Origin of the sequence: Superficieibacter electus, from assembly GCF_002915575.1 — a bacterium.
Lineage (GTDB): Bacteria > Pseudomonadota > Gammaproteobacteria > Enterobacterales > Enterobacteriaceae > Superficieibacter > Superficieibacter electus.
On sequence record NZ_PQGD01000022.1, the window covers coordinates 52,238 to 75,979 of the forward strand.

18 protein-coding genes and 6 pseudogenes are annotated in these 23,742 nt (G+C 51.1%); 14 read left to right on the forward strand and 10 right to left on the reverse strand.

The features are described 5' to 3' along the window. Positions 1–8: 8 nt before the first annotated feature. The 8 genes and pseudogenes from CHU32_RS22330 to tnpC form a co-directional block, all read left to right on the forward strand. Positions 9–785 carry an ABC transporter substrate-binding protein gene (locus CHU32_RS22330; RefSeq protein WP_103678290.1) on the forward strand — a complete coding sequence of 259 codons (777 nt, stop codon included), beginning with the start codon at positions 9–11 and terminating at the stop codon, positions 783–785. 23 nt (positions 786–808) lie between these two features. Next, positions 809–1,465, forward strand: a complete 657-nt coding sequence (locus CHU32_RS22335; RefSeq protein ID WP_204372501.1) for an amino acid ABC transporter permease — start codon at positions 809–811, stop codon at positions 1,463–1,465. An 8-nt stretch (positions 1,466–1,473) separates the two neighbouring features. Further along, positions 1,474–2,205: an amino acid ABC transporter ATP-binding protein gene (locus CHU32_RS22340; protein ID WP_133159289.1), complete on the forward strand. Its 732-nt coding sequence runs from the start codon at positions 1,474–1,476 to the stop codon at positions 2,203–2,205. Positions 2,206–2,229: 24 nt separating this feature from the next. Continuing rightward, on the forward strand, positions 2,230–3,429 hold the full coding sequence (locus CHU32_RS22345; protein WP_103678292.1) for a diaminopropionate ammonia-lyase: 1,200 nt from the start codon (positions 2,230–2,232) through the stop codon (positions 3,427–3,429). Positions 3,430–3,456: 27 nt separating this feature from the next. Further along, positions 3,457–4,635 (forward strand): YgeY family selenium metabolism-linked hydrolase, encoded by a 1,179-nt coding sequence (locus CHU32_RS22350; RefSeq protein WP_103678293.1) that lies wholly within the window; start codon positions 3,457–3,459, stop codon positions 4,633–4,635. Positions 4,636–4,901: 266 nt separating this feature from the next. Beyond that, positions 4,902–5,153, forward strand: a complete 252-nt coding sequence (locus tag CHU32_RS22355) for an FAD-binding oxidoreductase/lyase (protein WP_176691709.1) — start codon at positions 4,902–4,904, stop codon at positions 5,151–5,153. 60 nt (positions 5,154–5,213) lie between these two features. Next, a pseudogene (locus CHU32_RS22360) lies at positions 5,214–5,712 on the forward strand (transposase); the annotation flags it as partial. A 2-nt stretch (positions 5,713–5,714) separates the two neighbouring features. Then, positions 5,715–6,413 (forward strand): annotated as a pseudogene (tnpC, locus tag CHU32_RS22365) (IS66 family transposase); the annotation flags it as partial. Positions 6,414–6,955: 542 nt separating this feature from the next. On the opposite strand, the gene CHU32_RS22370 reads toward tnpC, so the two are convergent. Together CHU32_RS22370 and CHU32_RS22375 are read right to left on the reverse strand one after the other, a co-directional pair. Next, on the reverse strand, positions 6,956–8,335 hold the full coding sequence (locus tag CHU32_RS22370; RefSeq protein WP_103678294.1) for a fructose-specific PTS transporter subunit EIIC: 1,380 nt from the start codon (positions 8,333–8,335) through the stop codon (positions 6,956–6,958). A 95-nt stretch (positions 8,336–8,430) separates the two neighbouring features. Next, positions 8,431–9,249 (reverse strand): shikimate 5-dehydrogenase, encoded by an 819-nt coding sequence (locus tag CHU32_RS22375; RefSeq protein WP_103678295.1) that lies wholly within the window; start codon positions 9,247–9,249, stop codon positions 8,431–8,433. 254 nt (positions 9,250–9,503) lie between these two features. On the opposite strand from CHU32_RS22375, the pseudogene CHU32_RS22380 reads away from it, so the two are divergent. Further along, a pseudogene (locus CHU32_RS22380) lies at positions 9,504–11,317 on the forward strand (SgrR family transcriptional regulator). 136 nt (positions 11,318–11,453) lie between these two features. Here the strand turns inward: CHU32_RS22380 and CHU32_RS28650 are convergent. From CHU32_RS28650 to CHU32_RS22415, 6 genes and pseudogenes are all read right to left on the reverse strand, one after another. Beyond that, positions 11,454–11,564 (reverse strand): annotated as a pseudogene (locus tag CHU32_RS28650) (winged helix-turn-helix domain-containing protein); the annotation flags it as partial. Positions 11,565–12,459: 895 nt separating this feature from the next. Beyond that, positions 12,460–13,962, reverse strand: coding sequence for an efflux transporter outer membrane subunit (locus CHU32_RS22395; protein ID WP_245880257.1), 1,503 nt, complete (start codon positions 13,960–13,962; stop codon positions 12,460–12,462). A gap of 15 nt (positions 13,963–13,977) precedes the next feature. Next, positions 13,978–15,093 carry an ABC transporter permease gene (locus tag CHU32_RS22400; RefSeq protein ID WP_103678299.1) on the reverse strand — a complete coding sequence of 372 codons (1,116 nt, stop codon included), beginning with the start codon at positions 15,091–15,093 and terminating at the stop codon, positions 13,978–13,980. Positions 15,094–15,095: 2 nt separating this feature from the next. Continuing rightward, complete coding sequence (locus tag CHU32_RS22405) at positions 15,096–16,229, reverse strand: ABC transporter permease (RefSeq protein ID WP_103678300.1); 1,134 nt, start codon at positions 16,227–16,229, stop codon at positions 15,096–15,098. Then, positions 16,226–18,019: an ATP-binding cassette domain-containing protein gene (locus CHU32_RS22410; RefSeq protein WP_245880258.1), complete on the reverse strand. Its 1,794-nt coding sequence runs from the start codon at positions 18,017–18,019 to the stop codon at positions 16,226–16,228. The genes CHU32_RS22405 and CHU32_RS22410 overlap by 4 nt, the downstream gene beginning before the upstream one ends. Further along, on the reverse strand, positions 17,991–19,022 hold the full coding sequence (locus tag CHU32_RS22415; RefSeq protein ID WP_103750932.1) for an HlyD family secretion protein: 1,032 nt from the start codon (positions 19,020–19,022) through the stop codon (positions 17,991–17,993). The genes CHU32_RS22410 and CHU32_RS22415 overlap by 29 nt, the downstream gene beginning before the upstream one ends. 126 nt (positions 19,023–19,148) lie before the next feature. On the opposite strand from CHU32_RS22415, the gene CHU32_RS22420 reads away from it, so the two are divergent. From CHU32_RS22420 to CHU32_RS22435, 3 genes and pseudogenes are all read left to right on the forward strand, one after another. Further along, positions 19,149–19,775, forward strand: a complete 627-nt coding sequence (locus tag CHU32_RS22420) for a TetR/AcrR family transcriptional regulator (RefSeq protein ID WP_103678303.1) — start codon at positions 19,149–19,151, stop codon at positions 19,773–19,775. Between the two features lie 82 nt (positions 19,776–19,857). Next, positions 19,858–20,352 (forward strand): annotated as a pseudogene (locus CHU32_RS28835) (transposase); the annotation flags it as partial. 442 nt (positions 20,353–20,794) lie between these two features. Beyond that, on the forward strand, positions 20,795–21,016 hold the full coding sequence (locus tag CHU32_RS22435) for a glycogen synthesis protein GlgS (protein WP_245880259.1): 222 nt from the start codon (positions 20,795–20,797) through the stop codon (positions 21,014–21,016). A 94-nt stretch (positions 21,017–21,110) separates the two neighbouring features. Here the strand turns inward: CHU32_RS22435 and CHU32_RS28840 are convergent. Continuing rightward, positions 21,111–21,490 (reverse strand): annotated as a pseudogene (locus tag CHU32_RS28840) (transposase); the annotation flags it as partial. 352 nt (positions 21,491–21,842) lie between these two features. On the opposite strand from CHU32_RS28840, the gene CHU32_RS22440 reads away from it, so the two are divergent. Beyond that, entirely contained in the window at positions 21,843–22,256 is a 414-nt protein-coding gene (locus CHU32_RS22440; RefSeq protein ID WP_103678306.1) for a hypothetical protein, read from the forward strand. Between the two features lie 310 nt (positions 22,257–22,566). Here CHU32_RS22440 and CHU32_RS28095 read toward each other — a convergent pair whose 3' ends face one another. Next, positions 22,567–22,767: a hypothetical protein gene (locus CHU32_RS28095; RefSeq protein WP_133159288.1), complete on the reverse strand. Its 201-nt coding sequence runs from the start codon at positions 22,765–22,767 to the stop codon at positions 22,567–22,569. A 706-nt stretch (positions 22,768–23,473) separates the two neighbouring features. On the opposite strand from CHU32_RS28095, the gene CHU32_RS22445 reads away from it, so the two are divergent. Further along, complete coding sequence (locus tag CHU32_RS22445; protein ID WP_103678307.1) at positions 23,474–23,686, forward strand: hypothetical protein; 213 nt, start codon at positions 23,474–23,476, stop codon at positions 23,684–23,686. Positions 23,687–23,742: the final 56 nt, after the last annotated feature.

A 23,742-nucleotide genomic window follows, 5' to 3' on the forward strand; every position in this document is an offset into this window, starting at 1 on the left:
GGCATTTTATGTTTCATTTAAAAAAGATTCTTCTGTTCTCTTTCTCATTCATCATACTGGCAATGCTATCCCGAACGGTAAATGCTGATGATGGGCTGACAAAGATAAAACAACGCGGTTCTCTAATCGTAGCCACCGGTAATTACAAGCCCTTCGAATATTATGACGACAATAACCAATTAGTCGGTTACGACATTGATATTGCCAGAGCGGTAGCCAAAAAAATCGGTGTCGAACTAAAAGTTGAAGATTTGCAATTTACCGCATTGATTCCATCGGTACAAAGCGGTCATGCCGATATGGTTATTGCCGCCATGTATATTACCGACGCCAGAAAAAAAGCCGCTGATTTTTCAGAACCATATTTAAAAACGGGCATGGTATTTGTCACCCGCTCTGATAATAAGACAGTGACAGATGCAGCCTCTTTAAAAGGGCTGACGGTGGGGGTTAAAAGCGGCGCGGCCAGCGAACAAATTGCACACCAGATTAATCAAAATGTTCCATTCACGATTAAGACCTATCAGGATACCGCCCAGCAGACAATGGATCTCGCTAATGGCCGCCTTGATGCAACAATTAATGATTTATTAAACCAACTTGAGCTAAACAAGGTCTTCCCGCAGGTGAAAATTGTTGGTAAGCCATTTACTGAAGCGGAACTGGGTATTGCCGTAGCGAAAGGTAACACTTCGTTATTATCCGTTATTAATGAGGTCATTGCTGAACAGAAAGCGAATGGTGAAGCTGAAACCCTCTACAAAAAGTGGATTATTGGACAATAATTTTATTTCCAGGGTAAATCCTAATGATGATGCTGAATTATGAAGTTGTGCTGAGCAAAATGCCATTATTGCTTCAGGGCTGTTTAATGACTCTGGAAGTATCCCTGCTGGCTCTATTACTGGGAGTGACCACCGGGATTATTGGTTCATTATGCCGTCTTTCCACCAATAAGTTTCTGAACCTGCTGGCGTTCCTGTATGTCTGGTTTTTCCGCGGCACACCTTTTATGGTTCAGCTTTTTATTCTTTATTTCGGCTTTCCGGGCATTGGTCTGCCAATGAGTAGTATGACCGCCGGTATTATGGGGCTGGGATTATATACCGGATCCTATATTACTGAAATCATTCGCGGTTCTATTTTAGCCGTAGATAAAGGACAAGCGGAGGCAGCGGAGTCTTTAGGCATGAACGGGCCGCAAGCGCTCTGGCATATTATTGCGCCACAGGCCATTAAGTTATGTATTCCGGCACTGGTTAATCAATTCATTATGACCATAAAGAACTCCTCTATCGTCTCTTTAGTTACGATATCGGAACTCTTTCATGTGGCGGATCGCATTAACTCATCGACATTTCGTTCATTCGAGGTTTATACCACTATCGCGGTGCTGTACCTGATCATGAACTCGGTATTCATGATTTTGGCAGCCAGACTGGAAAAAAGGATGGCCCGCTCATGAGTCATTACATGCTTGAAATGCACCAGGTCACAAAGCGCTTTGGCGATCACGAGGTGCTAAAACAATTTTCTTTACTGGTTCCCCCTGGTGAAAAAGTCGTGCTGATCGGGCCAAGCGGCTCAGGGAAAAGCACCGTGCTCCGCTGTATTAACCATCTGGAGCCAATTCAGGATGGGAACATTATCGTCAACGGTCACGAGGTAAGAGATAAACGAGCTTTACGCCAGCTGCGTCAGAATATCGGTATGGTGTTCCAGCGTTTTAATCTTTTCCCCCATAAAACCGTGCTGGAGAACGTCATGTCCGGGCCGGTCATCGTCAAAAAAATACCCGTCGTTGAAGCCCGGCAGCTGGCGCTAGGCCTGTTGGATCGCGTCGGTCTTGCAGAAAAGGTGAACAGCTACCCCAAAGAACTCTCTGGCGGGCAGCAACAACGGGCGGCTATTGCGCGGGCGCTCGCCATGAATCCAGATGTCATGCTGTTTGACGAGCCGACCTCCGCACTCGACCCTGAGCTGGTTGATGAGGTGCTGTCAGTCATGACCGATTTAGCCAAAGAGGGCATGACGATGTTGGTCGTCACACATGAAATGGCGTTTGCCCGTGAGTTTGGCGATCACGTGCTGTTTATGGATCAGGGTGTAGTGGTCGAGGAAGGAACCGCAGAACAGATTTTTACCGCGCCGCAACAGCAGCGAACCCGCGATTTTTTACGCCGCGTATATCGTCACGCAAATTAACCACTGACCCCAGGGAGAGAGATAATGGCAGACCTTATTCGTGCAGTAATTAACCCATCGCGTCCGGCATCTGGTGATACGCTGTCGGCCTTCACGACATCGGAGCTGAAAAACGTTATCGCGTTTCATCAATCCATTCCCGGTTATCACCCTACACCGTTAACGGCACTCCCGGCGCTTGCCAGTGCGCTAGGGGTAAAAACGATCCAAGTAAAAGATGAGTCACGCCGTTTTGGCCTCAACGCCTTCAAGGCGCTGGGCGCGTCCTGGGCGATGGCGAGCTACCTTGCGCAGCAACTGGAGTTAACGGAGCAACCGCTCATCTTTCCACAACTACAAACAGCTTTGCGCCAGCACCCTGCGCTCACTCAGACATTTGCGACCACTACGGATGGTAACCATGGGCGCGGCGTGGCATGGATGGCACGCCTGTTGGGACAAAAAGCGGTCATCAATATGCCCGCAGGAACCACCGCCGAACGTCTACAGGCGATCCGTGCGGAAGGCGCAACGGCGCAGATTGTGCCAATGAACTATGACGATGCCGTGCGTCTTACCGCAAAACAGGCGGCAGAAGCGGGTTGGATCATCATGCAGGATACGGCCTGGCCTGGTTATGAAGCGATCCCTATGTGGATCATGCAGGGCTATAGCACGCTGATTACTGAAATCGCCGAACAGCTCACTGTACTACCCACCCATCTTTTTGTTCAGGCCGGCGTTGGCGCATTTGCTGGCGCTATTCAGGCGGCTGCCATTGCCCGCTGGGGCGAACAAGCGCCCAGGGTGATTATTGTTGAATCCAGCCAGGCGGATTGTCTCTACCGTTCAGCCCAACGCGACGACGGGCAGACCGTTGCCGTCAGCGGCGCGCTGGATACCATTATGGCCGGTCTGGCCTGCGGCGAAGCCAATACGATCGCATGGCCTATTCTTCGGGATCACAGCAACGCCTTTCTCTCTTGTGCAGATGAGGTCGCAGCACTAGGAATGCGCATGTTAGCCGCGCCATGTCCGGGCGATATGCCGATAACCAGCGGAGAATCCGGCGCGGTCGGTGCTGGCGCGCTGGGGCTACTGATGCAACCGGGCTATGCGTCAATCGCCCAAATGCTCAGCCTGGATCACAACGCCCGCGTTCTGCTGATCAGCACCGAAGGCGATACCGACAAAACAGGCTATCGCAACATTGTCTGGGGCGGTCAGCACGCACTTTCCCTGTAGTCATCATTTAACCTTCAGAGAACAATAATGAATCAACAACACCAAAATCCTGTCATCACCTGCTGCCAGCGTTTAATCCAGAAGCAAAGTTATTCCGGGGAGGAGAAAGACGTCGTGGATGAAATTCACGATATCATGACCGAACTTAATTACGACGAGATAACCATTGATCGCTACGGTAATATCATCGGCATGATGAGAGGCAATCTGCCGGGCAAGCATATTTTGTTTGATGGGCACATCGATACCGTGCCGGTAAACGCGGCCCAGTGGCAACACTCCCCATACGCCGCAGACATTATCGATGGCAAAATATATGGTCGCGGCACTTCCGATATGAAAGGGGCAGTTGCCGCAATGCTAACCGCCGTTAGCGATTTCGCCCACGATAGCAACCGCCAGTTTGCCGGAAATTTGTATGTATCCTGCGTCGTGCATGAAGAGTGTTTTGAAGGCGTCGCCAGCCGGTTAATCAGCCAGAAAGTGAAACCGGATGTCGTGATCATTGGCGAAGCCTCCGAACTGAACCTGAAAATCGGTCAGCGCGGGCGCGCAGAGATCGTACTCGAAACCTTCGGCAAACCGGCTCATTCCGCCAACCCGGAAACGGGTATCAATGCGGTCTATAGCATGGCCACCTTACTGAATGCATTGCAGAAAATGGCCGTGGAACAACATCCACAGTTAGGTAAAGGGATTCTGGAAGTTACGGATGTTAAATCCTCGCCCTGGCCCGGCGCTTCAGTGGTTCCTGACTATTGCCGGGCTACCGCAGACCGCCGTCTGCTCACCGGAGAAACCCCTGCATCCGTGCTTGCACCATTGCAGATATTGCTTGAAAACTGCGCCGCACAAGACCCGCGCTTTAAGGCAAAAGTAAGTTTTGCCGAGGGGCAGGAAACCTGCTGGACTGGTGAACAAATTCAGGCAGTGCGTTTTTTCCCTGGTTGGATCATGGATGAGACCAGCCCGCTGGTGCAAACCGCCCTGACCGCTCTACGCGCCACTGGCCTGACGCCACAGGTAACCACCTACTCCTTCTGCACCAACGGCAGTCATTATGCTGGTGAAGCGAAGATCCCGACGCTGGGCTTCGGGCCATCCCGGGAAAATTTAGCTCATGTGATCGATGAATATATCGAAGTGGAACAACTGCTGGGTGCCGCCCAGGGCTACTACGCGCTGGCAAAAGCGCTAACCCGTTAAATCTGAATATTGATTTGTATCATACAGGAAAGCCAGGTCCGAAGATTTGCCGTATAGTAAATCTTCCAGGTGCAGGACCTGGTGGTTATGGGACTGATATGCAGCCAAAATTATGACCCAGCGTACCGCCAATGCGTGGTTAAAGATTACAACGTGCGCTGAGAAAGCTCCTGTGTTGTTATCAGCGCCTGCCCGAAGCAGACCGCCCCCCACTCCGGGCCTGAAGCGGGCATATTATTAAGTCGCTCATTGTTAATCGCCCAATTATGCAGGTTTTTGATTCGCGAGCTGGTATCGAAAGCGAGCGTGTCCATAATGAACTGCGTGGCAGATTAAGCTTTGAAAGCCAAATACTGAATGGTCCCGAAATTGCTGATTTAGAGCCAACACTGGCAGGAAAATTTAGCCATGGTATTTTGCTGCCACAGTGGCGTTTTGTCACCGACACCGAAAGCTTTATTGTCGCTCTTACCGACAATTTCATCTCTAAAGGAGGTAAGCGTGTTAATGCCAGCTGAATCGCCACGGGTTTAACAGACACCTCAGAGTCATTTAAAATGACTTAAAGAGAGGTGCCTATGAGCGGTAAACGTTATTCCGAAGAGTTTAAAATTGAAGCGGTAAAACAGGTTGTTGAGCGTGGCCATTCTGTTTCCAGCGTCGCAACACGTCTCGATATCACTACCCACAGTCTTTATGCCTGAATAAAGGAGTACGGGCCAGACTCCTCCACCAATAAAGAACAGTCAGATGCTCAGGCCGAGATCCGCCGACTCCAGAAGGAGCTGAAGCGGGTTACTGACGAACGGGACATATAAAAAAAAGCCGCGGCGTACTTCGCAAAGCTGTCCGACTGAGGTACGCCTTTATCCATGACAATACCCTTTCTGGCCTGTTCGTCTGCTCTGTTGGGTGCTGAATGTTCATCCCAGTGGTTTTTACGCCTGGCTTCAACAGCCGCATTCTCAGCGCCACCAGGCAGACCTGAGACTGACGGGACAGATCAAACAGTTCTGGCTGCAATCCGGTTGCGTTTATGGCTATCGCAAGATCCATCTGGATCTGCGGGATAGTGGGCATGGTTCGCCTTCTCACCAGACCGGCAGGGAAAACATCCTCAGCAACATCTTAGCCACTATCATGGAGTACTGCCGGCGGATGCCTTCGCAGGCTACGACAGGTTGTTCAGCGCAGGGCGTAACGGCGGCCCGTTAACAGAAGCAGCCTGCGGGGCTCACGCGCGCAGAAAAATCCACGACGTCTATATAAGTACTCAGACGGCCACGGTAGAAGAAGCCCTGAAACGTATAGGTGAACTGTACGCGGTGGAAGAGCAAATACGTGGCCTCCCGGCAACTGATCGGCTGGCAGCCAAGCAATTCCGGAGTAAGCCGCTGCTGGCATCCCTGCATGTGTGGTTGGTGGAGAAAAGCGCCACGCTGTCGAAAAAATCCCGGCTGGGTGAGGCGTTCGCTTATGCGCTGAACCAGTGGGATGCGCTGTGTCACTACTGTGATGACGGTCTTGCAGAAACTGATAACAATGCCGCAGAACGTGCGCTACGAGCCGTCTGTCTTAGAAAGAAAAATTATATCTTCTTCGGCAGCGATCACGGAGGAGAGCGTGGTGCACTGCTATATGGTCTTATCGGGACATGCAGGCTCATTGGCATCGATCCAGAGGCTTACCTTCGCCATATCCTGAGCATACTGCCGGAGTGGCCTTCCAATAAAGTGGCTGAGCTTCTGCCCTGGAACGTAGATCTCACCAATAAATAACCGTCAATACGGCGCTCACTTAACGCTTACAATAAAGCGGTTGTGGCACTGGCTAATAAAAATGCACGAATGGCATGGGTGTTGGTGAATCAGAAAACAGTTTATATAGCGAAGTGAATGACCTTTATCAAAAAAGTCAAAGAGTTGATGTACTGACAGAAAAAACCGACTCTCTGTGAACCTGGCAAATAACGCGGCTGTCATAAGCCATGGTGATAATGAGGCCAGAGAGTATGGATGTTCATCAGGACTCACGAAGCCGAATATATGTTTGTGACTACATTGTCAGGAAAAGAATTACCCCTACTTGCATCGGAGCAGTATCCATATAGCTATTTAGATAATGATGCATTCAGCGTAACGCCGTGGAACGGTATTTTAGCTAATTTAATAATATCGCCGCGTTGCCTTCCGTTACGACAAAACGGCGAGAAATTATCGGCTATAGTAAAACTGAACTGCATCTGATTCTTTTATAACGGGTATACCCTTAAAGGAGTCCTTCTTGTATTCTCTGAATGAGTAAGGTCCCCGTTCAGGCCTCAGGATTCAGCTATTTGTAGCTGCGCTGCCGGTTTAAGTACAGCGTACATAACGCCAGTCAGCGCTGTACCGGCGATGATAGATATCAGATACATTGCAACATGTCCCACAGCATGTGGGATCGCCAGCACAAACAGCCCACCGTGAGGAGCCATCAACGTACAGCCGAAAAACATGGATAAGCCTCCGGCCAGCGCACCGCCAGCCATAGTCGACGGGATCACACGCATTGGGTCCCGGGCAGCAAAGGGAATGGCACCCTCGGAGATAAAGCACAGGCCCAGCACAAAAGATGCTTTGCCAGCCTCACGCTCCTGTTGGGAGAATTTAGCTTTTGCCAGCCAGGTAGTTACGCCCATCCCCAATGCTGGAACCATACCGGCAGCCATGATCGCCGCCATAGGCTGATAAGACTGGGACGCCAGCAACCCAACGCCGAAAGTGTATGCAGCTTTATTAACCGGCCCACCAAGATCGAAACATTGCATCGCTCCCAGCAAAATTCCGAGTAGCATGGCATTGGCTGTCGTCATACCGGACAGGAATGTGGTCAATCCCATCATGGCAGCAGAAACCGGACCTCCCACCACATAAATAATCACCAGTCCAGTAATCATTGTCGCCAGCAAGGGGATCACCAGTACAGGCTTTAACGCATCCATTACCTGAGGCAGTCGAATTTTCTCGACCATATATTTAGCAACATAACCCGCCAGAAAACCAGCCACTATACCGCCTAAAAAACCCGCGCCGCTATTGCTGGCAAGCATACCGCCAATCAATCCTGGTGCCAGTCCGGGGCGATCAGCGATAGAAAATGCAATAAAACCGGCCAGTACCGGCACCATCAGTGCGAAAGCCGCCTTCCCGCCGATTTGCATCAGAGCCGCCGCCAGCGTGCCTGGCTCTTTGAAAGCCTGAATACCAAAAACAAACGATAGCGCAATGCACAAGCCGCCAGCCACCACCAGCGGCAACATATGAGATACACCAGTCATCAAATGTTTGTACACTGCCGGCAGTTCCGCTTTTAGCGACGGTGCCTGTATTTTTCCTTCCTCGCCATAGAGCGTTGCCGCGGTAAGGGCCTGGGAAATTTCCAGGGCTGGTTTTTTTAGTGCTGCGCCGGTACTGGTGCGATAGAGTCGTTTACCCGTGAAACGGGACAAATCCACGTCGATATCGGCGGCGATAATAACCACATCGGCAGTTGCAATCTCATCGGAGGTTAATTCATTTTTCGCTCCCACCGACCCATGCGTTTCTACTTTGATCCAATCTCCTTGCTTCGTGGCCGCAACAGTCAGGGCTTCTGCTGCCATAAAGGTATGCGCCACGCCGGTTGGACAAGCAGTGATGGCAATAATGCGTTTGTTCATAGGGTACGCCTTCTTTTCGATGAATCTATTAAGGATTAAGGCTATTTTTTATTGATCTATTTTTACAGGGAAATCATGTTATTTTATTTCATTATTTATTGCCTAGAATATGCGGCGGCCTGGAGGAATAATTCCTTGTCGGGCCGGATACCCGTATATAAAGCAAATTGTTCTACCGCTTGAATAGCAAACACTTCGGAACCGGTTATAACGACTTTATTTTTTGCTCTGGCGTATTGTATGAGCGGTGTTTGTTCCGGCATTGCGACCACATCGAATATGACATCGGCTGCATCGACTTCCTTCGGGGTATAAGACATTTTGTCGGCGTCTTCACTGCCGGTCATGCCAATCGGTGTTGCGTTAATTAACAAACCCGGCTGCAGCCCTTCGATATCCGGTCGCCACTCATAACCGCATAATCCAGCCAGACTGCGACCGCTCTCTTCGTCAATCGCGACGATATATCCCTGTTTGAATCCTGCGTCTCGCAGAGCACAAGCCACTGCTTTGGCCATTCCGCCGCTGCCACGCAACGCGAATACCAGACTGGTTGACACCTTAAACTGCCTTAGCAAGATGGAGATCGCGATATAATCAGTGTTATAGGCTTTCAGATAGCCGTTAGTATTAACAATAGTATTCACCGAGTTAATGGCTTTAGCAGACACGTCTAATTCATCCACAAAGGCGATACAGTCCTGTTTAAACGGCATTGAGATAGCGCAACCGCGGATACCGAGGGCGCGAACACCGCCGATAGCACCCGCCAGATCGGTAGTGGTAAAAGCTTTGTAGAGATAATCAAGCTCCAGGGCATCATACAAATAGTTATGGAAGCGCGTCCCGAAATTACTGGGTCTTGCGGCGAGAGACATGCAGACAGTCGTGTCTTTATTCAGATGTAGGGTCATTTCATATGTCCTTAGCTAAAACAGTCCACCGCTTTTACCGGCACAGCGGTGAAAAGTATCGGTGATGTCAAAACTGAACCCTGTCCACGGGTTCAGTAACCATCTGATGCATCCGGCTCCGATATGTGTCTTGGCGGCAGGGTACATCCGTTATTTATGGCATACAGGTCAGTTTTCCTTGCTGCCAAAAAAATAATGGACTAAAACGGTGAGATTAAAAATTGCTGTCTTTTTTCCTTCAAGGTTCCTCTTTTATGTATGGTCAACGGCTTGAACAACAGTACCTACGCTTGCTGGCTCTGTTTCCCTACAGAGAAAAGAACATCACCCTGCAGGGCTTGGCTGATAAACTCTGTTGCAGTAAACGCCACATGCGTTCACTGCTGGTTGATATGCAAGCCCGGAATTGGCTGGAGTGGGAAGCCAGTCCTGGACGTGGTCATCAGGCCCGGCTACGGCTGTTGTGCAGCGAACAGCAATTGCAGATGGAAAAAGCTGAACATCTGTTGAAGTCCGGTAACTTTGATGCCGCCCTTGATCTGCTTGGTGCAGAAAAGCACCTTATCGCACCGTTGCTGCGCTCCCGGCTAGGATATAACATCCGTGATGATTACCAGTCGCTACGTATTCCCTATTATCGTACGATGCCCAATCTCTATCCGGGTACGCCTCTTCGTCGCTCGGAACTTCATCTGGTCAGACAAATATTTAATGGGCTCACCCGTATTAATGAGGAAAGCGGAGTCGTTGAAAAAGATCTTGCCCATTACTGGCGCATGATTGATCCTTTGCACTGGCGCTTTTTCCTGAGACCGGGTGTGCGATTTCACGATGGACGGGAGCTAACCAGTCAGGATGTGGTGACCTCATTAACCCGCTGCGCTCAATTGCCGTTGTTTTCACATCTGAAAAAAATTGATGAACAGGGTGTACTAAGCGTAACTATTGAACTGACTCAACCAGATCGTCTATTGCCGCAATTACTCGCCGATCCTGCAGCCATGATTTTACCTGCTGATCACACTATACGGGATAATTTTGCTGCCCGACCTGTCGGCACCGGCCCCTATATGGTTTGTGAGAATGATAAATGGCATTTACTGATGCGGGCTTTTGATAATTATTTCGGTTTCCGGGGGCTACTTGATGAGATCGAGGTGATTGTATGGCCTGATCTGGGGCAGCCCACTAACCGGGAGCATCTGACGAGCGATGTTGTCTCTAACCCCCCCTTGTAAATGACACAGGTAGTGGACTCACCCTGGACGTGAATTCGTCCGCCTGGTTAAGCTCCAGTATCAGCGATATTGACTTCGCTACCGGTTTTGCTGTGGGATTAACAGGAAAACCTTCTGATTTATTTCGGGAAATGTTTCTTGAGCGGGGCGGGTATTTTTTACTGTGCGATAGCCGCTCCCCCCATTGGAGCGCGATTGAACACAGGCGCTGGATTAGAGAAAAACTCAATCCCTACTTGCTGGCTCAACAGCTGGACGAACAGATTCGTCCCTTTTGGGTACCCACGGGAAGCTTGCTACCGACCTGGTTCCACTGTGTGGACAATGGTCCGGCTCTGGTGCCTTTTGCCACCAGAACGGATAGCCCCACATTGAGACTACGTCTTGCATATCATCAACAGCATCCGGAATATCCGATGTTGGCTGAGGAAATAAAAAAAATACTGGCTGTCGAGGGGATCCACTTAGATATCATACAACTGGACTATGGATGTTGGGCCAGGGGAGAAGCAGAAGCCGATCTCTGGCTGGGTACGGTAAATTTTGCCGTACCGGAAACCTGGAATGTGGGGGCGTGGCTGCTGGGGATGCCATTATTAAAACATTCAATATCAGGTGGGGATGCACAGTTGTTCAATGACTGGCTACAGCTCTGGCGCGCCGAGTCGCTCGATTCGGAGCAATTAATGCAACATGTAGTCAGTAAAGGATGGCTGCAACCCTTATTCCATCACTGGATGCGACTGAAAGGGCCAAACCAGGCTGTGGGCATTCATCTGAATAATCTGGGCTGGTTTGATTTTAATACTACCTGGATAGAGCCAGAATAAAAATGGAAAAAAAATTTTGCAACCATGGTTAGCACGCATTCAGGTGCACTTTGTTTAGTTTTCTGCTGACGTTCGGCAAGTCGCTGCTTTGCCAGCCGTTAATGATCATACGATGTTCTGCCCACGGTCGCCCGGCGCGTGTTGAGGCTGTTTCCCAGCGGTAACCAACGCCGTATACTGCGCGGATAAATATCCGCCTGGCATCCAGCATCTGTAGTTTACGCCGCAGATTTTTGATATGGCTATCACAACTGCAACTAATTAATAAGTATTGACGTTATTCCTGAAGTCCCCCTCACATCTACCTTTATTCACAATAACCCTCTTCTCGCTCATAGCGTTCTGCAAGATCTGATCGTGCGTTACATGGATGTATTTATTACCCAAAAATATGTGACCTTTCTGGCACTGCTACTGCTTACACTGATCTCTGGTATGGATTTGGCCGCATTTCTCAAAGCAGTGTTGAACGCAATGACAGTCACAGACCGACATTCATTCTTCACGCGATTTGAATGGCTTTGAAAAACAAAAACATCCTCTGGATATTTATCCCGTCTGCGGTTGAGAATCGTCATTACCGGTGGCGTTAATCCAATACGAAGTGCTTTCAGGCGCCCATGCTCCCGGATTAACATTGAATCGCCACTGATGTCTTCGTATCGCAGCGCTAACAACCGCCCCACACTCAGACCGGTGTAATAAATGAGCGCCCACAAATCAGCCCAGGTGTCTGAGATATGGGCTAGTTGACTATTTATTATCAAAAACTGAGCGAACGTTAGCGTTTTATGACTACTCACATTCAGACCAGGCTATTCTTTATTTATCGTGTGTATTGTCTCAGAAGTTGACTTCAGAGAACAATAGTTAAGGCTCAGTCAGTCCGACGTCAAAACCCAGCCTTAAAATTCCACGGACTCTGGATTTTACATATTGCGATTCTCTTACCTGACATCCCCCTCTCTCCAGAATGAGGAGGGAGAGATATAGATTAAAAATCAATGCATTAAGAATAATTCTGGCGAAATCCCCCCCGGCCGGATGATTGCTGATTCTGACAAAATGAACAGTAATTCCGGTCATGGTGCAAAATCGTGATATTTTTCGCCGGAATACACGTTCAGTGATTCAACCGGAAACTATCGGGGATAATTCCCGGTCGCCCGATTGACGGCGGCAAATGCTTTTCTCACCTCACTTTCGCTGTCCACCAGAGCCGTTCGCGCCTGGATTGCGCTGCGCTGGCTGTCCAGAACGTTGATAAAATCCGTCATTCCGCCTTTATAACGGGCATCGGTGATGGACAGCGCTTCTTCAGCGCTTTTTACCTGCTGTTGCTGCTGATGCAGTTTTTGCTGTGCCGCGGTATACCGGTTCAGTGCATCATCGATTTCCTGCCACGCTTTCAGCACGGTTTTATGAAAGTCCACGGCCGCCTGCTGCTGTTCCACCTCACGCAACACCACCACCGATTTCCGTTTGCCATAATCGAACAGCGGCAGGTCGAGGCTGGGGCCAATGGACCAGGTTCGGGTACCCCATTGACCAAAATCACTCCCCTTCCAGGTGTCATAGCCAAAGCGCCCGCCCAGCGTGATGCTGGGATACAGTTCCGCTTTAGCTACACCAATCCGCGCGGTGGCGGCATGAAGTTTTGCTTCGGCAGAACGGATATCCGGACGGTTGATTGCCACCTGCGAGGGCAGCCCGGCGTTCAGTGCCGGCAGTGCGGTCTGACCGGCGCTGTTATATTGCGGGCCCAGTTCTTTCTGAAGTTCCCCTGGCCGTTCGCCAAGTAGCAGCAGGATCTGGTTGATGGTCTGCCCCTCCTGCTGGCGCAGATCGACCTGTTTTGCCCGGGTGGCGGCCAGTTCGGACTGCTGACGCTCCAGCGCGCTGTAATCCAGCGAGCCACCCTGTGTCTGCGCCCTGATTAAGATCAGCCGCTCATCCATCGACCGCTCATCCTCTTTTGCCAGCACAATTTGCTGCTGGATATCCCGCAGTGTGTAATAGTTCGTCACCACATCGCTGATGATGCTCAGTTGCGCCTGCGCCAGCAGGGCTTTCTGCGCTTCGGTGTCGGCACCGGCGGCTTCCACGGCCCGGCGAACATGACCCCATAAATCAATTTCCCAGGAAAAATCCACGCCCGCCTGATACCAGGAGTACGGCTGCCCGAACATGTCAAGCAACGAGTCTGCATTCGTACCCGAATAGACTTCACTGATAAGCCGTGTACCGCTCCCCTTCTCACTGGTCTTTTCCCGGCTGACTTTCCCCGAGAGGGTGGCTTCCGGCAACTGCGCCGCCGAGGCCTGAGAACCCTGCGCACGGGCGGCGGCAAAATTGAGCGCTGCGGTTTTCAAATCCGGGCTGGCGCTCAGCGCCTTCGTGACCAGTTGATTAAGAATGGGGTCCTGGTAACTTTCCCACCAGCGGGCATTGATCTGTGCGTCGCTTCCCGGCAACTGATGCAGCGACGCATCGCCACTGCGCCATGCCGACCAGTCCGAAGGATGGTCAACCTGCGGTTTTTGATAATCCGGGCCAACAGTACAACCGCTCAGCGCCAGCATAAGCGCCAGTGCTGGCATAGCAAGCAAAGAGGGGTGTGAAGCAGATGTAAAACAAGATGTCATATAGGAAACCTGCTGTCAGTAAAGACGGTTGCGGAATAGCCAGGCCGCCAGCGGTAGCGTAATGGCCGCCATAATCAATAGTGGAATAAAATCAAACGCGATGTCGGAGAATACGGTGCCTTCCAGATAAACCCGGCGCACCAGGTCAATGGCGAAACGCAGTGGGTTGGCATAGGTCAGCGTATTCAGAAAATCCGGCATCGTCTGGACCGGTGTGAGTAGTCCGGAAAGCAACATCAGGGGCATGATCAGCAGGAAGGTATACAGCATGGCCTGCTGCATATTAACGGACACCGCCGACAACGACAGTCCCAGGCCAACCGCCGCAATATTGAAACCCAACAGCCCCAGGTACAACAACCACAGCGAACCGTTCATCGGGATGCGGAACCAGAACAGAATAATCAGCAGAATAATGGTGGACTGCACCAGCCCGACCACGATGGAGGGCAGAGCCTTACCGATCAGGATCTGCATCGGGGTATAAGGGGTGACCAGCAGTTGATCGAAGGTGCCCTGCTCCCGCTCCCGTGCCACCGACAGGGAAGCCAGCAGCAGCGTCTGCATCATGCTCAGGGAGGCAATCAGCGTCGGCATCATACTCCAGCGGGACTCCAGATTCGGGTTATACCAGGCCCGGGTTTCCAGGGAGATGGCGGCTGAAGTACCGCGATTCTGCTGGTTAAAATCAGACACCACTGCGCTCACATAGCTCGCGGCAGCGCCGGCCGTAGAAGAGTTCCTCCCATCAAGGATCACCTGCAGCGGGGATGCCTCCCCCCCGTTCAGTTTCACCGCAAAATCCGGCGGAAAAGTGATAACCAGCAACGCCCTGCCGCTGGTTATGGTGTCGGCAATTTCAGACGCGGAGGTCAGGGTGGCGGTCCGGTGGAAGACACCGGTTCCGTCCAGATGAGAAATCAGCAGCGTGGATGGCTGACTTCTGCTCTGATCGAGCACGGCGTAATCAACATTGTTGACATCATAATTAGCCGCATAGCCAAACAGCAGTGCCTGAAGAAATGCCGGCGCAAATAAAATCACCCGGTTGGCCGGCTCCTTGAGGATAGTCAGCACCTCTTTACGGATAAGAAACCCTACCCGCCGGAGCCAGATAATACATGTTTCCATAACTACACCTTCAGCCTCTTGCGTAACGACAGACGCGCGGCATTCACCAGCACCAGCGCGTACAGCAGCATGATGGAGCATTCTCGAAAATATTGCGGCCAGTCATTGCCACCCAGGAAAAGGGTCTTAATCAGCGACATAAAATGCGTGGCGGGCAGCACCTGACTGATAACCTGGATGACCAGAGGAAGGTTGCGGGTGTCGAATACGAAACCGGACAACATCATCGCTGGCATAAAACTGGCAAGCAGCGCCATCTGGCTGGCCTGGAACTGGCTCTGCGCCATGCCTGAAATCATCAGCCCCATCGCCAGCGAAACCAGCAGGTAGAGCAACGAGGCGCCGATAATGGCCAGCAACGAACCGCGCATGGGCACTTCAAACAAAAATCGGGCGGCCAGCAGGCAGATCAGTAAATCGATAAACCCGAGGATCATATATGGTGCCAGCTTTGCCAGCACCAGCTCCAGCGGCCGGACGGGCGTCACGAAAATTGCCTCCAGCGTACCGCGCTCTTTTTCACGGGCAATCAGCAACCCGGTCAGAAACGCCCCGATAAGCGTCAGGATCAGAACAATCAGCCCCGGAACCAGAAACCAGGTGCTGTTCCCCGATTCGTTAAACCACATACGCTGTTCAATGGTGACGCTCCCGGTACCGCTCGTGTCGCTGGCCGCTCTGTCCGCCTGGATCGCGGCATCCGAAGCCAGCGCCCCTGAAACATAGCCCTGTGTGGAAGAGGCCACGCTCGTGGAGGCACCGTTGAGGATCAGCTGTATTTTCGCCGTCCCCTGATTAACCTGCTGAGCATAATCCGGCGGAATACGCACGATGGCATCAACCTCATCACGGCGCAGGGCCTGTCGGGCCGACGCCATATCAGGATATCGCGTCGGCGTAAGATACCGGCTGCCTGCCAGCCCGGACAGCACATCATCAGCCTGCGGCGAATGCTGCTCCATCACCACGGCGACACGGGTGTTTGACAGATCAAATGACAGCCCGTAACCAAAGAGCAGGATCAGTACCACCGGAAGCAGCAGCCCCACGCCAAGATTACTCCTGTCCCGCAGCAGCTGACGGGTTTCCTTGCGGATCAGCGAGACAAGGCGCACCACAAAAGAGGACTGACTCATGACTGCCTCCTGGTACCTGCCGCCCGGGCCTGTTCAACGATGGCGATAAACGCACTGTTCATATCAGCAGCGTATTCCGTCCCGGCCTGCGCGCGCACGTTACGGGGCGTGCCAAGCGCCAGCATCTTTCCCGCATCCTGAATGGCTATCCGGTCACAGTATTCCGCTTCTTCCATAAAATGCGTGGTGATGATAATGGTGATACCCTTGTTGGCCAGCTCGCCGATGGTGTACCAGAAGGCGCGTCTCGCCAGCGGATCAATACCACTGGTGGGTTCATCCAGAAACACAATCTCCGGCTCATGTAACAACGCCGCCGCCATCGCCAGACGCTGTTTAAATCCACCGGGAAGCTCGTCGCTTTTTGCTCCCGCCGTCAGCTCAAACTGATCAATCACCGTCCGGATCTGCGTTCTGAGTTTCTTTCCGTATAACCCATACGCCCCACCAAAAAAGGTCAGATTGTCCTCCACCGTGAGGTTACCGTAGAGGGCGAATTTCTGCGAGACGTAACCAATCCGCGTCCGCGCCTGCGCCCTGGCCGTTCTGAGATTGAGGCCAGCCACCTCAAGCTGGCCGCTGGTCGCAGGAAGCAATCCACACAGCATGCGAAAGGTGGTGGTTTTACCCGCCCCATTAGGTCCGAGCAGGCCGAAGATTTCACCACGCCTGACGTCAAATGAGGTACTGGCGACAGCCGTAAAATCGCCAAACTGCCTCACCAGGTCGCGTACCACTATCACGGGATCGCCCGCCACCGTGTCATGCCGCTGAGCTGAAACCATATCCGTCCTGACCATCCCGGCAGCAGCAGAATGGTCGCGCTGCTGCGCCTGGTGCAGGGTTAACATAAAAGCATCTTCCAGATCCGGCTCGCGTGTCTGCATCCGGGCACCATCCGGTAGATCGCCGGCGTCGATCGGCTTGATGTCGGGTCGACAGATAAAACGCACCGTATCGCCTTTCGGTACCGCATCGGCAACCCGATCCGTTTTTTCCAGCAGCGCAGCCTGTAAAGTTCGCGCTTTCATACCCGGCGGCGGAGCGACTTCCCGGGTCAGATTACGCGCCTTTTCGGTCAGTTCAGCCGGAGTCCCCTGCGCCAGAATTTTTCCCTGATACATGATATTGACCTGAGAACAGCGTTCCGCCTCATCCATATAGGCGGTACTGATGATGACGCTGAGCGCCTCCTCCTTCACCAGCTGGTCGATAATTTGCCATAAATCCCGACGGGAAAGTGGATCCACACCGACGCTGGGTTCATCAAGCAGCAGCAGATCCGGGGAACGCACCAGCGTGCAGGCCAGCCCCAGCTTTTGTTTCATCCCGCCGGACAATTTCCCTGCGGGGCGGGAGGAAAAACGGGCCAGATCGGTTATTGCCAGCAGGCGGGCAAAACGCTCCCGACGCGTCTCCTGTGGCACGCCGTGCAAATCGGCATACAGTTCGAGATTTTCCTGAATGCTCAGATCCTCATACAGGCCAAACCGCTGCGGCATATAGCTGATCCGGTCCTGAACAGCCTGCGGATGAGCAATGACATCCGTCCCCAGTACGGTCAGCGTGCCCGATGTGGGCACATACAGCCCCGCGATTAGCCGCAAAAACGTGGTTTTCCCGGCGCCGTCAGGTCCCACCAGTGCTGTCAGCTCACCGGCACGGATGCGCAGATTCAGACCGTCCACCGCCCTGACAGGCGGTACTTTTTTACTGCTGCCGGCAAAGGTCATCAACAGCTCGCCGGCAACCACTGCATCCTCATAGCCCTGCATGATGGCTGGTCTCATTCTGCGTCGTGTCCGTCGCAATTTTGACGGTGGCGGGCTGGCCCATCCGCAGGGTGTTTTTCGGGTCATTCACCAGCACCCGTACCTCATAGACCAGCTTAGTGCGCAGATCTTCGGTCTGTACCGATTTTGGTGTGAACTCCGCCACGGAAGAGATATAGCCGATCTGACCAGTGACAGGCCTGTCCGGCCAGGTGTCGCTGAAGACCTGTGCTGGCATGCCGGTTCTGACCCGCCCCAGATCGCTTTCACTCAGCCAGACCCTGACCCATTTTGGATCATCCAGGGCCAGCGTGAAGGCAGGTTTCTGCGGGCCGGCCATATCTCCTTGCTCCAGCAAGCGGGCCCGCACAACGGCATCCACAGGCGCTTTCAGCGTGCCCCGGGCAATACGGTAGTGCAGTAAATCCAGATCCGCCCGTAGCGCGTCCGTCTGTGCGACGGCCCCCTGGCGTTGTTCGCTGCGCACCCCTTTCAGCAACAAATCAAGGTTAGCCTGCCTTTCCCTGGCATTTGACGCCGCCACCCGCTGGTTGCTTCTGGCAGCGTCAGTCTCCTGTTTACTGACACCTTTTCCCCCGGTACTGGCTGCAATATTCTGCAGTCGCTTTAAATCCTGCTCCGCTTTTTCCAGTTGCGCCCGGGCGGATGCCAGCTGTGCCCGCGCCTGGGCAATTTCTTCCGGACGGGAGCCAGCCTGTTGTTCCTGGACGGTCTGCTCCTGGGCAGCCAGTTTTGCCGCAGCCTGCCGCGCCTGAATTTCCAGCGATTCCATATCAAGATTGCCGAGGATCTGACCGGCATGTACCCGATCTCCTTCCTGGACATCCAGTTGCCTGATCCTGCCTGACTCTTCAAAAGCCAGTGACACCTGGCGAATATCCACATTCCCGTGGAGCGTCACTTCACCGGCATTCCCTGATGAACCCCTGTTCAGCCAGATTGTTGCCACCCCTCCCACTAAAACGATAATTACTACGGCGGCGATTAATGATTTTTTCATCGCAACACATCCCTTAAAGGTCATCGACAGAGCCATTCAGCGAACTTTAAATTACAATGTAATTTAAAGTTAACTTAAAGAAGAAGAAAAGTGTATCCTTCAGGGATAATTTTTTACGGAGGCACAATGAACAGACCACGCCGCAAAGACGGAGAAGCGACACGTCAGAAAATTCTTGAGACGGCTGGCGAACTGATTGCCCGGAATGGCTATGTCGGAACCAGCAATAAGGCCATTGCACAAGCAGCAGGGGTCGATATGGCGGCAATTAATTATCATTTTGGCGGAAGGGAGGGACTCTATCTCTCCGTGCTTTCTGAAGCACACCGACATTTTATTGATGGTGCTGAACTACAGGCACTTGCGGAAAGTCAGCAGGCCCCTGTCGACAAGTTCAGCGCTTTCATCGATATGCTGGTCATGAAACTGAAAGGCATGGCGGGCTGGTACAGCCAGGTATTTTTTCGGGAGCTGTTTTCACCTTCTGTCGAACTGAATGCATTTGTTGAATTTGAAGGGTCGAAAAAAATCGCCTCAATCAGACAGATTATGAGTGAGGTGTCAGGTCTGTCCGAAAGTGATCCGCGTCTGTTGCTCTGCACACTGAATGTGGTGGCTCCCTGTCTGATGCTTATCGTTTCAGCAGGAAGAGTACCGGGTCCCGTCAGTACAATTTATGCTATGGAAAAAGAATGCCTGGCAGAGCATTTTAAGCGTTTTGCACTGGGCGGACTGAAAGCTGTCGTCGATTAGCATCAGCCATATTCATCAGACTCTCTGAGAGCGTCAGAAATTCTGTGTCATTCCAGTCAACTATCCCAAAAAGGAGTGGCATATGTCCCAGCCCATTGATTTCAACAAAGCGTTGAAAGCACTTCAGCCTGGTCTGACTCTGACCATTAAAAATGGTATCTTAACTCCGTCAATCAGTCAGTTAACCGAAGCGGAACTGTCTACCGGGCTGGACTCCCCTCTCGCTGCGGATAATGAAGCCAGTCGTAAAAACGGTTCCGGCACAAAGATCCCTCTACCGGCAACTTCGAATTAGTCACGCCACACGACCGCAACGGCAACTTCGCTCCCCAACAGATGAAGAAGTACCGACTACGATGTTGCACGTGTTCGGGAAGAAAATTATCCGCCGGTTCACGCCGGGTATGAGTTATACCGAAAATCAGCCGGGAGATATAAGAGCTGTACGCTTTCAGCGTTTCCACAGCCACCATCAGTGCCGGTACCGATAAGTTGTTCCTGAACTGAAGCAATAGCAACAGCGCCTGCTGGAGCCAGTTTACCCTTTGTCTGCCTGGATGCTATTCGCTATAAAATCTGAGGAGAAGGTCGCAACATCAAGGGCGGTGATTTACCGCCTGCCGTCATCTGAAGAGGTAAACATGAGGATTTCATGTTTAGGAGCCAGGAAATCACCGCTGCTGTCGGTCAAAGTCAAAATGCCTGATGACGCCGGACCTCTGAATGTCAGCGCTTTGTGTCGAAAGTTGGGCGTTCACCGCAGCACGTTTCTGTCATGTGTGGCGGCACAAGGCCTCAAAGCAGCTATCTTATACTATGTGACTGAATAGAAACTGAAAGATGTAGGCTAAACCGGATGGGAAATCATCTTTTTTTTATAGTTTAAACTCAAGAAAGTTATATTCGTCACAAAATCCTTTACTGGCACACACGATATATCAATGCCCATAGTGAATATAGGTTAATATTATTAGTAGAAAGCATATGACCTTATTAAATTTGAATGAAATTAAGGAGGTATGCCGATGAACCAACAGAAACTAAATGATCTACAGAATTATGACTTCCTCGCGAAGAGTTTCGCCCGTATGTGTGCGACAGGCCACCGCGTAGACATAACGACGATCACTGGCAACATGTCAGCAGAGTTGCGGGTATGGTTTCTTGAGCGTTACGATCAATACTGCAAGCAGGCACTAAGCGAAAAGGACACAGACGCAAGAGAAACCGAGATGCATTAAGCGAAAAGCCTTTTGATAAGCCGGACGGGGATCCGCCCGGCTTTTATGTCTGTTTGGTTGAGCGAGCTCGGAATTCTGTGTCAAGCTAAAAATTTTACAGCGCCATTAAGTTATTCAGCCGCCCTTCAAAATAAATGGCTAACTGTGACAATGTCAAATTCCAGTTTTGGATAGGTATTGCCCATTTCTCCTGTACATTCATCAGCCCAGATAAAGCAACTTCAAACAACTGTTTTCATTAGGGAAGGAAACTTTGATTTTGTCAGTTTACAGAGCCGATGGTCAGCTCCCCCAATGGCGTTGGTGATGTAAAACACTTTAAGGATATCAGACGAATAGCGGAAGTATGCTGACAATTTTCCCATTTACGCCGCCACGACTGGATGATCATCGGATACTGATGAACCCATTCGCCTTCTGTTCATCCAGCGCAGTTTCCGCTATCGATTACGATACGGTTCGGTAAATCGGCTTCTGCTCCTTTGCTTTCGCCTCTGCGGTGTTCACCGTCAGACGGGCGAGCATCCCCGGGTTGTAAGCGATTGGGAGCAAACCATATTCCGACTAAATAGTCTGAGTATGCCGGTGATCCTCGCAACCGTACTGGAAAATGAACTTTCTGCCGCAACGCGATGCCGGGTCTTAGTAACACTCGAACCAAGTTTTTAGCACCGAATACCAAGTTTATGTACGCTTACCCAGCCGGGATGAAATCACGGTACCCTGAACGAAGATAAAGAGATCCACAGCATCACAGCAGAAAACTGACTGGACGGGCCTGGGTTTGTGCATTGCGATCATTGCTGGAGTCACGCGGCGTCAATAGGTGCCTAGTTCGGAGAAAATTTTGATAAGAAAGAAGAAAGAAAAACCGGTCACCAGCTTTCTTAGTATGGGCTTTTATCCAGGCTATACGCAGATGGCGACGTTTGCCGGAACTGTAATACAGCGCCATCAACTGCCGAAGAACTTACTTCAGGCAGCAGAGAAGGCAGATAATGAAGAGATGGTCACAAAGAAGCCAGCCCCCGCCTTACTCAACACTCCCAACGGAGAGCAGGAAATGCAGTACAATCACATTATGCCGTTAGCGCTCGCGCTACGCAACGTCGAAGCGGGTCAGTCGGTTCATCCAGCCTCACCAGTTGGGGTTAGCAGAGCTAACGCAGGTTCTCGGCGCTGCATCAAAGATGCCGGCAATGACAGGAAATCAGCTTCGTCAGTTGCTGGCGTGGCTTGAAGTGTTAAGATAAGGCAAAGGAGCCAATGATAACCTCTTTTTTATTGGTTTCAAATCGTGAAAGTTACGTCATAATCCATACGCAATATGGCGCTATCAGGCTAATTGTTGCACTACCCGTTGAACGGTTGTAGTGGAAATTTAGCCGTTCGGCTACCTGCATAATTTTGAATTTCTTCTGCGCTGTTGAAGCGGTTGCGGCTATCACCTGATGTTGCAATCTATACACGGCCTCATATTGTCGGATGTGGGCACTGGTGCGCAGGCAATCAAACTTTAAAGGTGCAGAGGCAATGAACGCGAAACGTGTTTACCGCATCATGCGCCAAAGTGCGCTGCTGCCTGAGAGTATATCTGCCCTTTCTATCGAAACGGGGCGCATGCCGAAAAAGTGGGTGTGAAGTAAAGCAATCAGTGGTGGTGCTCCGATGGGTTCGAGTTCCGCTGCGATAATGGTAAAAAACAGCGTGCCAGGTTCACGCAGGCCTGCTTCGATAGTGAAGCGCTGCACTGGGCGTCCAGTACGAGTGGACTCGACAGTAAACCCTCAGAGAACGTCATGCAAGGCGAACTGGAGCGGCACTTTCCGGCATAGCCGGTCGAGTGGCTGACAGATAACGGTTCGTGCTATCAGTCGTATTAAACGCCGCAGCTCGTCCGGATGTTGAGACCTGGGTTGAAAAAACAGCGGTGCGCATTCATGAGTATAACGGAATAACATCGGGCATCGTCAAAATGATGGAGCGCAACTACAAAAGTATTATGTCTAAAACAGACGGGTTAATGGCAGTAATGAACCTTACAGAATCCTTCGAAAACTATAACGAAAGGCATCCTATTCGCCATGGGAATATCTGTTGCGTCCTACAAATAATGGGTTAAGCAATAAAGGTTGTCTGGCAATATGGGCGTAAATACTATACTATCCGGGTGCCTGCCGTTCTGGGTATTTGAGTAAGCGATGCCAAAAAGTATCATGACAATGGCATCGAATAGAACAGTGAGCCTGAAGTGGAAAGCCATATTGAAGTAAATCCGCCTGCCCGGCCATGGACAGAGGTGAAGTAATGGTATCCAAAATCTTCCTTATTAGACTCGTCGAATTGCCTAATGTTCGACGTCAAAAGACGTACCATGCTACATCGCTGCCGGAGATAAGTGATACTTTGTTCTGGAAATTTCTTATAACACTACCTTACTGATAAAGAGACATAATTATGATTATTAAACTCACAGCCCTGAAAATTTCAATTCCAAATGTTGGCACAACTCACTTTAATGGAAAAAGTATTTTTGTCAATTCAAACAACATCAGTTACTTAAATGAGAGCGACAATGGTGCTAGTTTTTTATATCTTGTTAACGGGGTTTTGATTTATGTTAAAGAAACTCCTGAGCATATAGCTAATATTATTAACAATGATTCTTAGGTAACTTTTAGATCGATCTTTTATCTATCACCTGTTATGCTCCCAATAAGGTAACG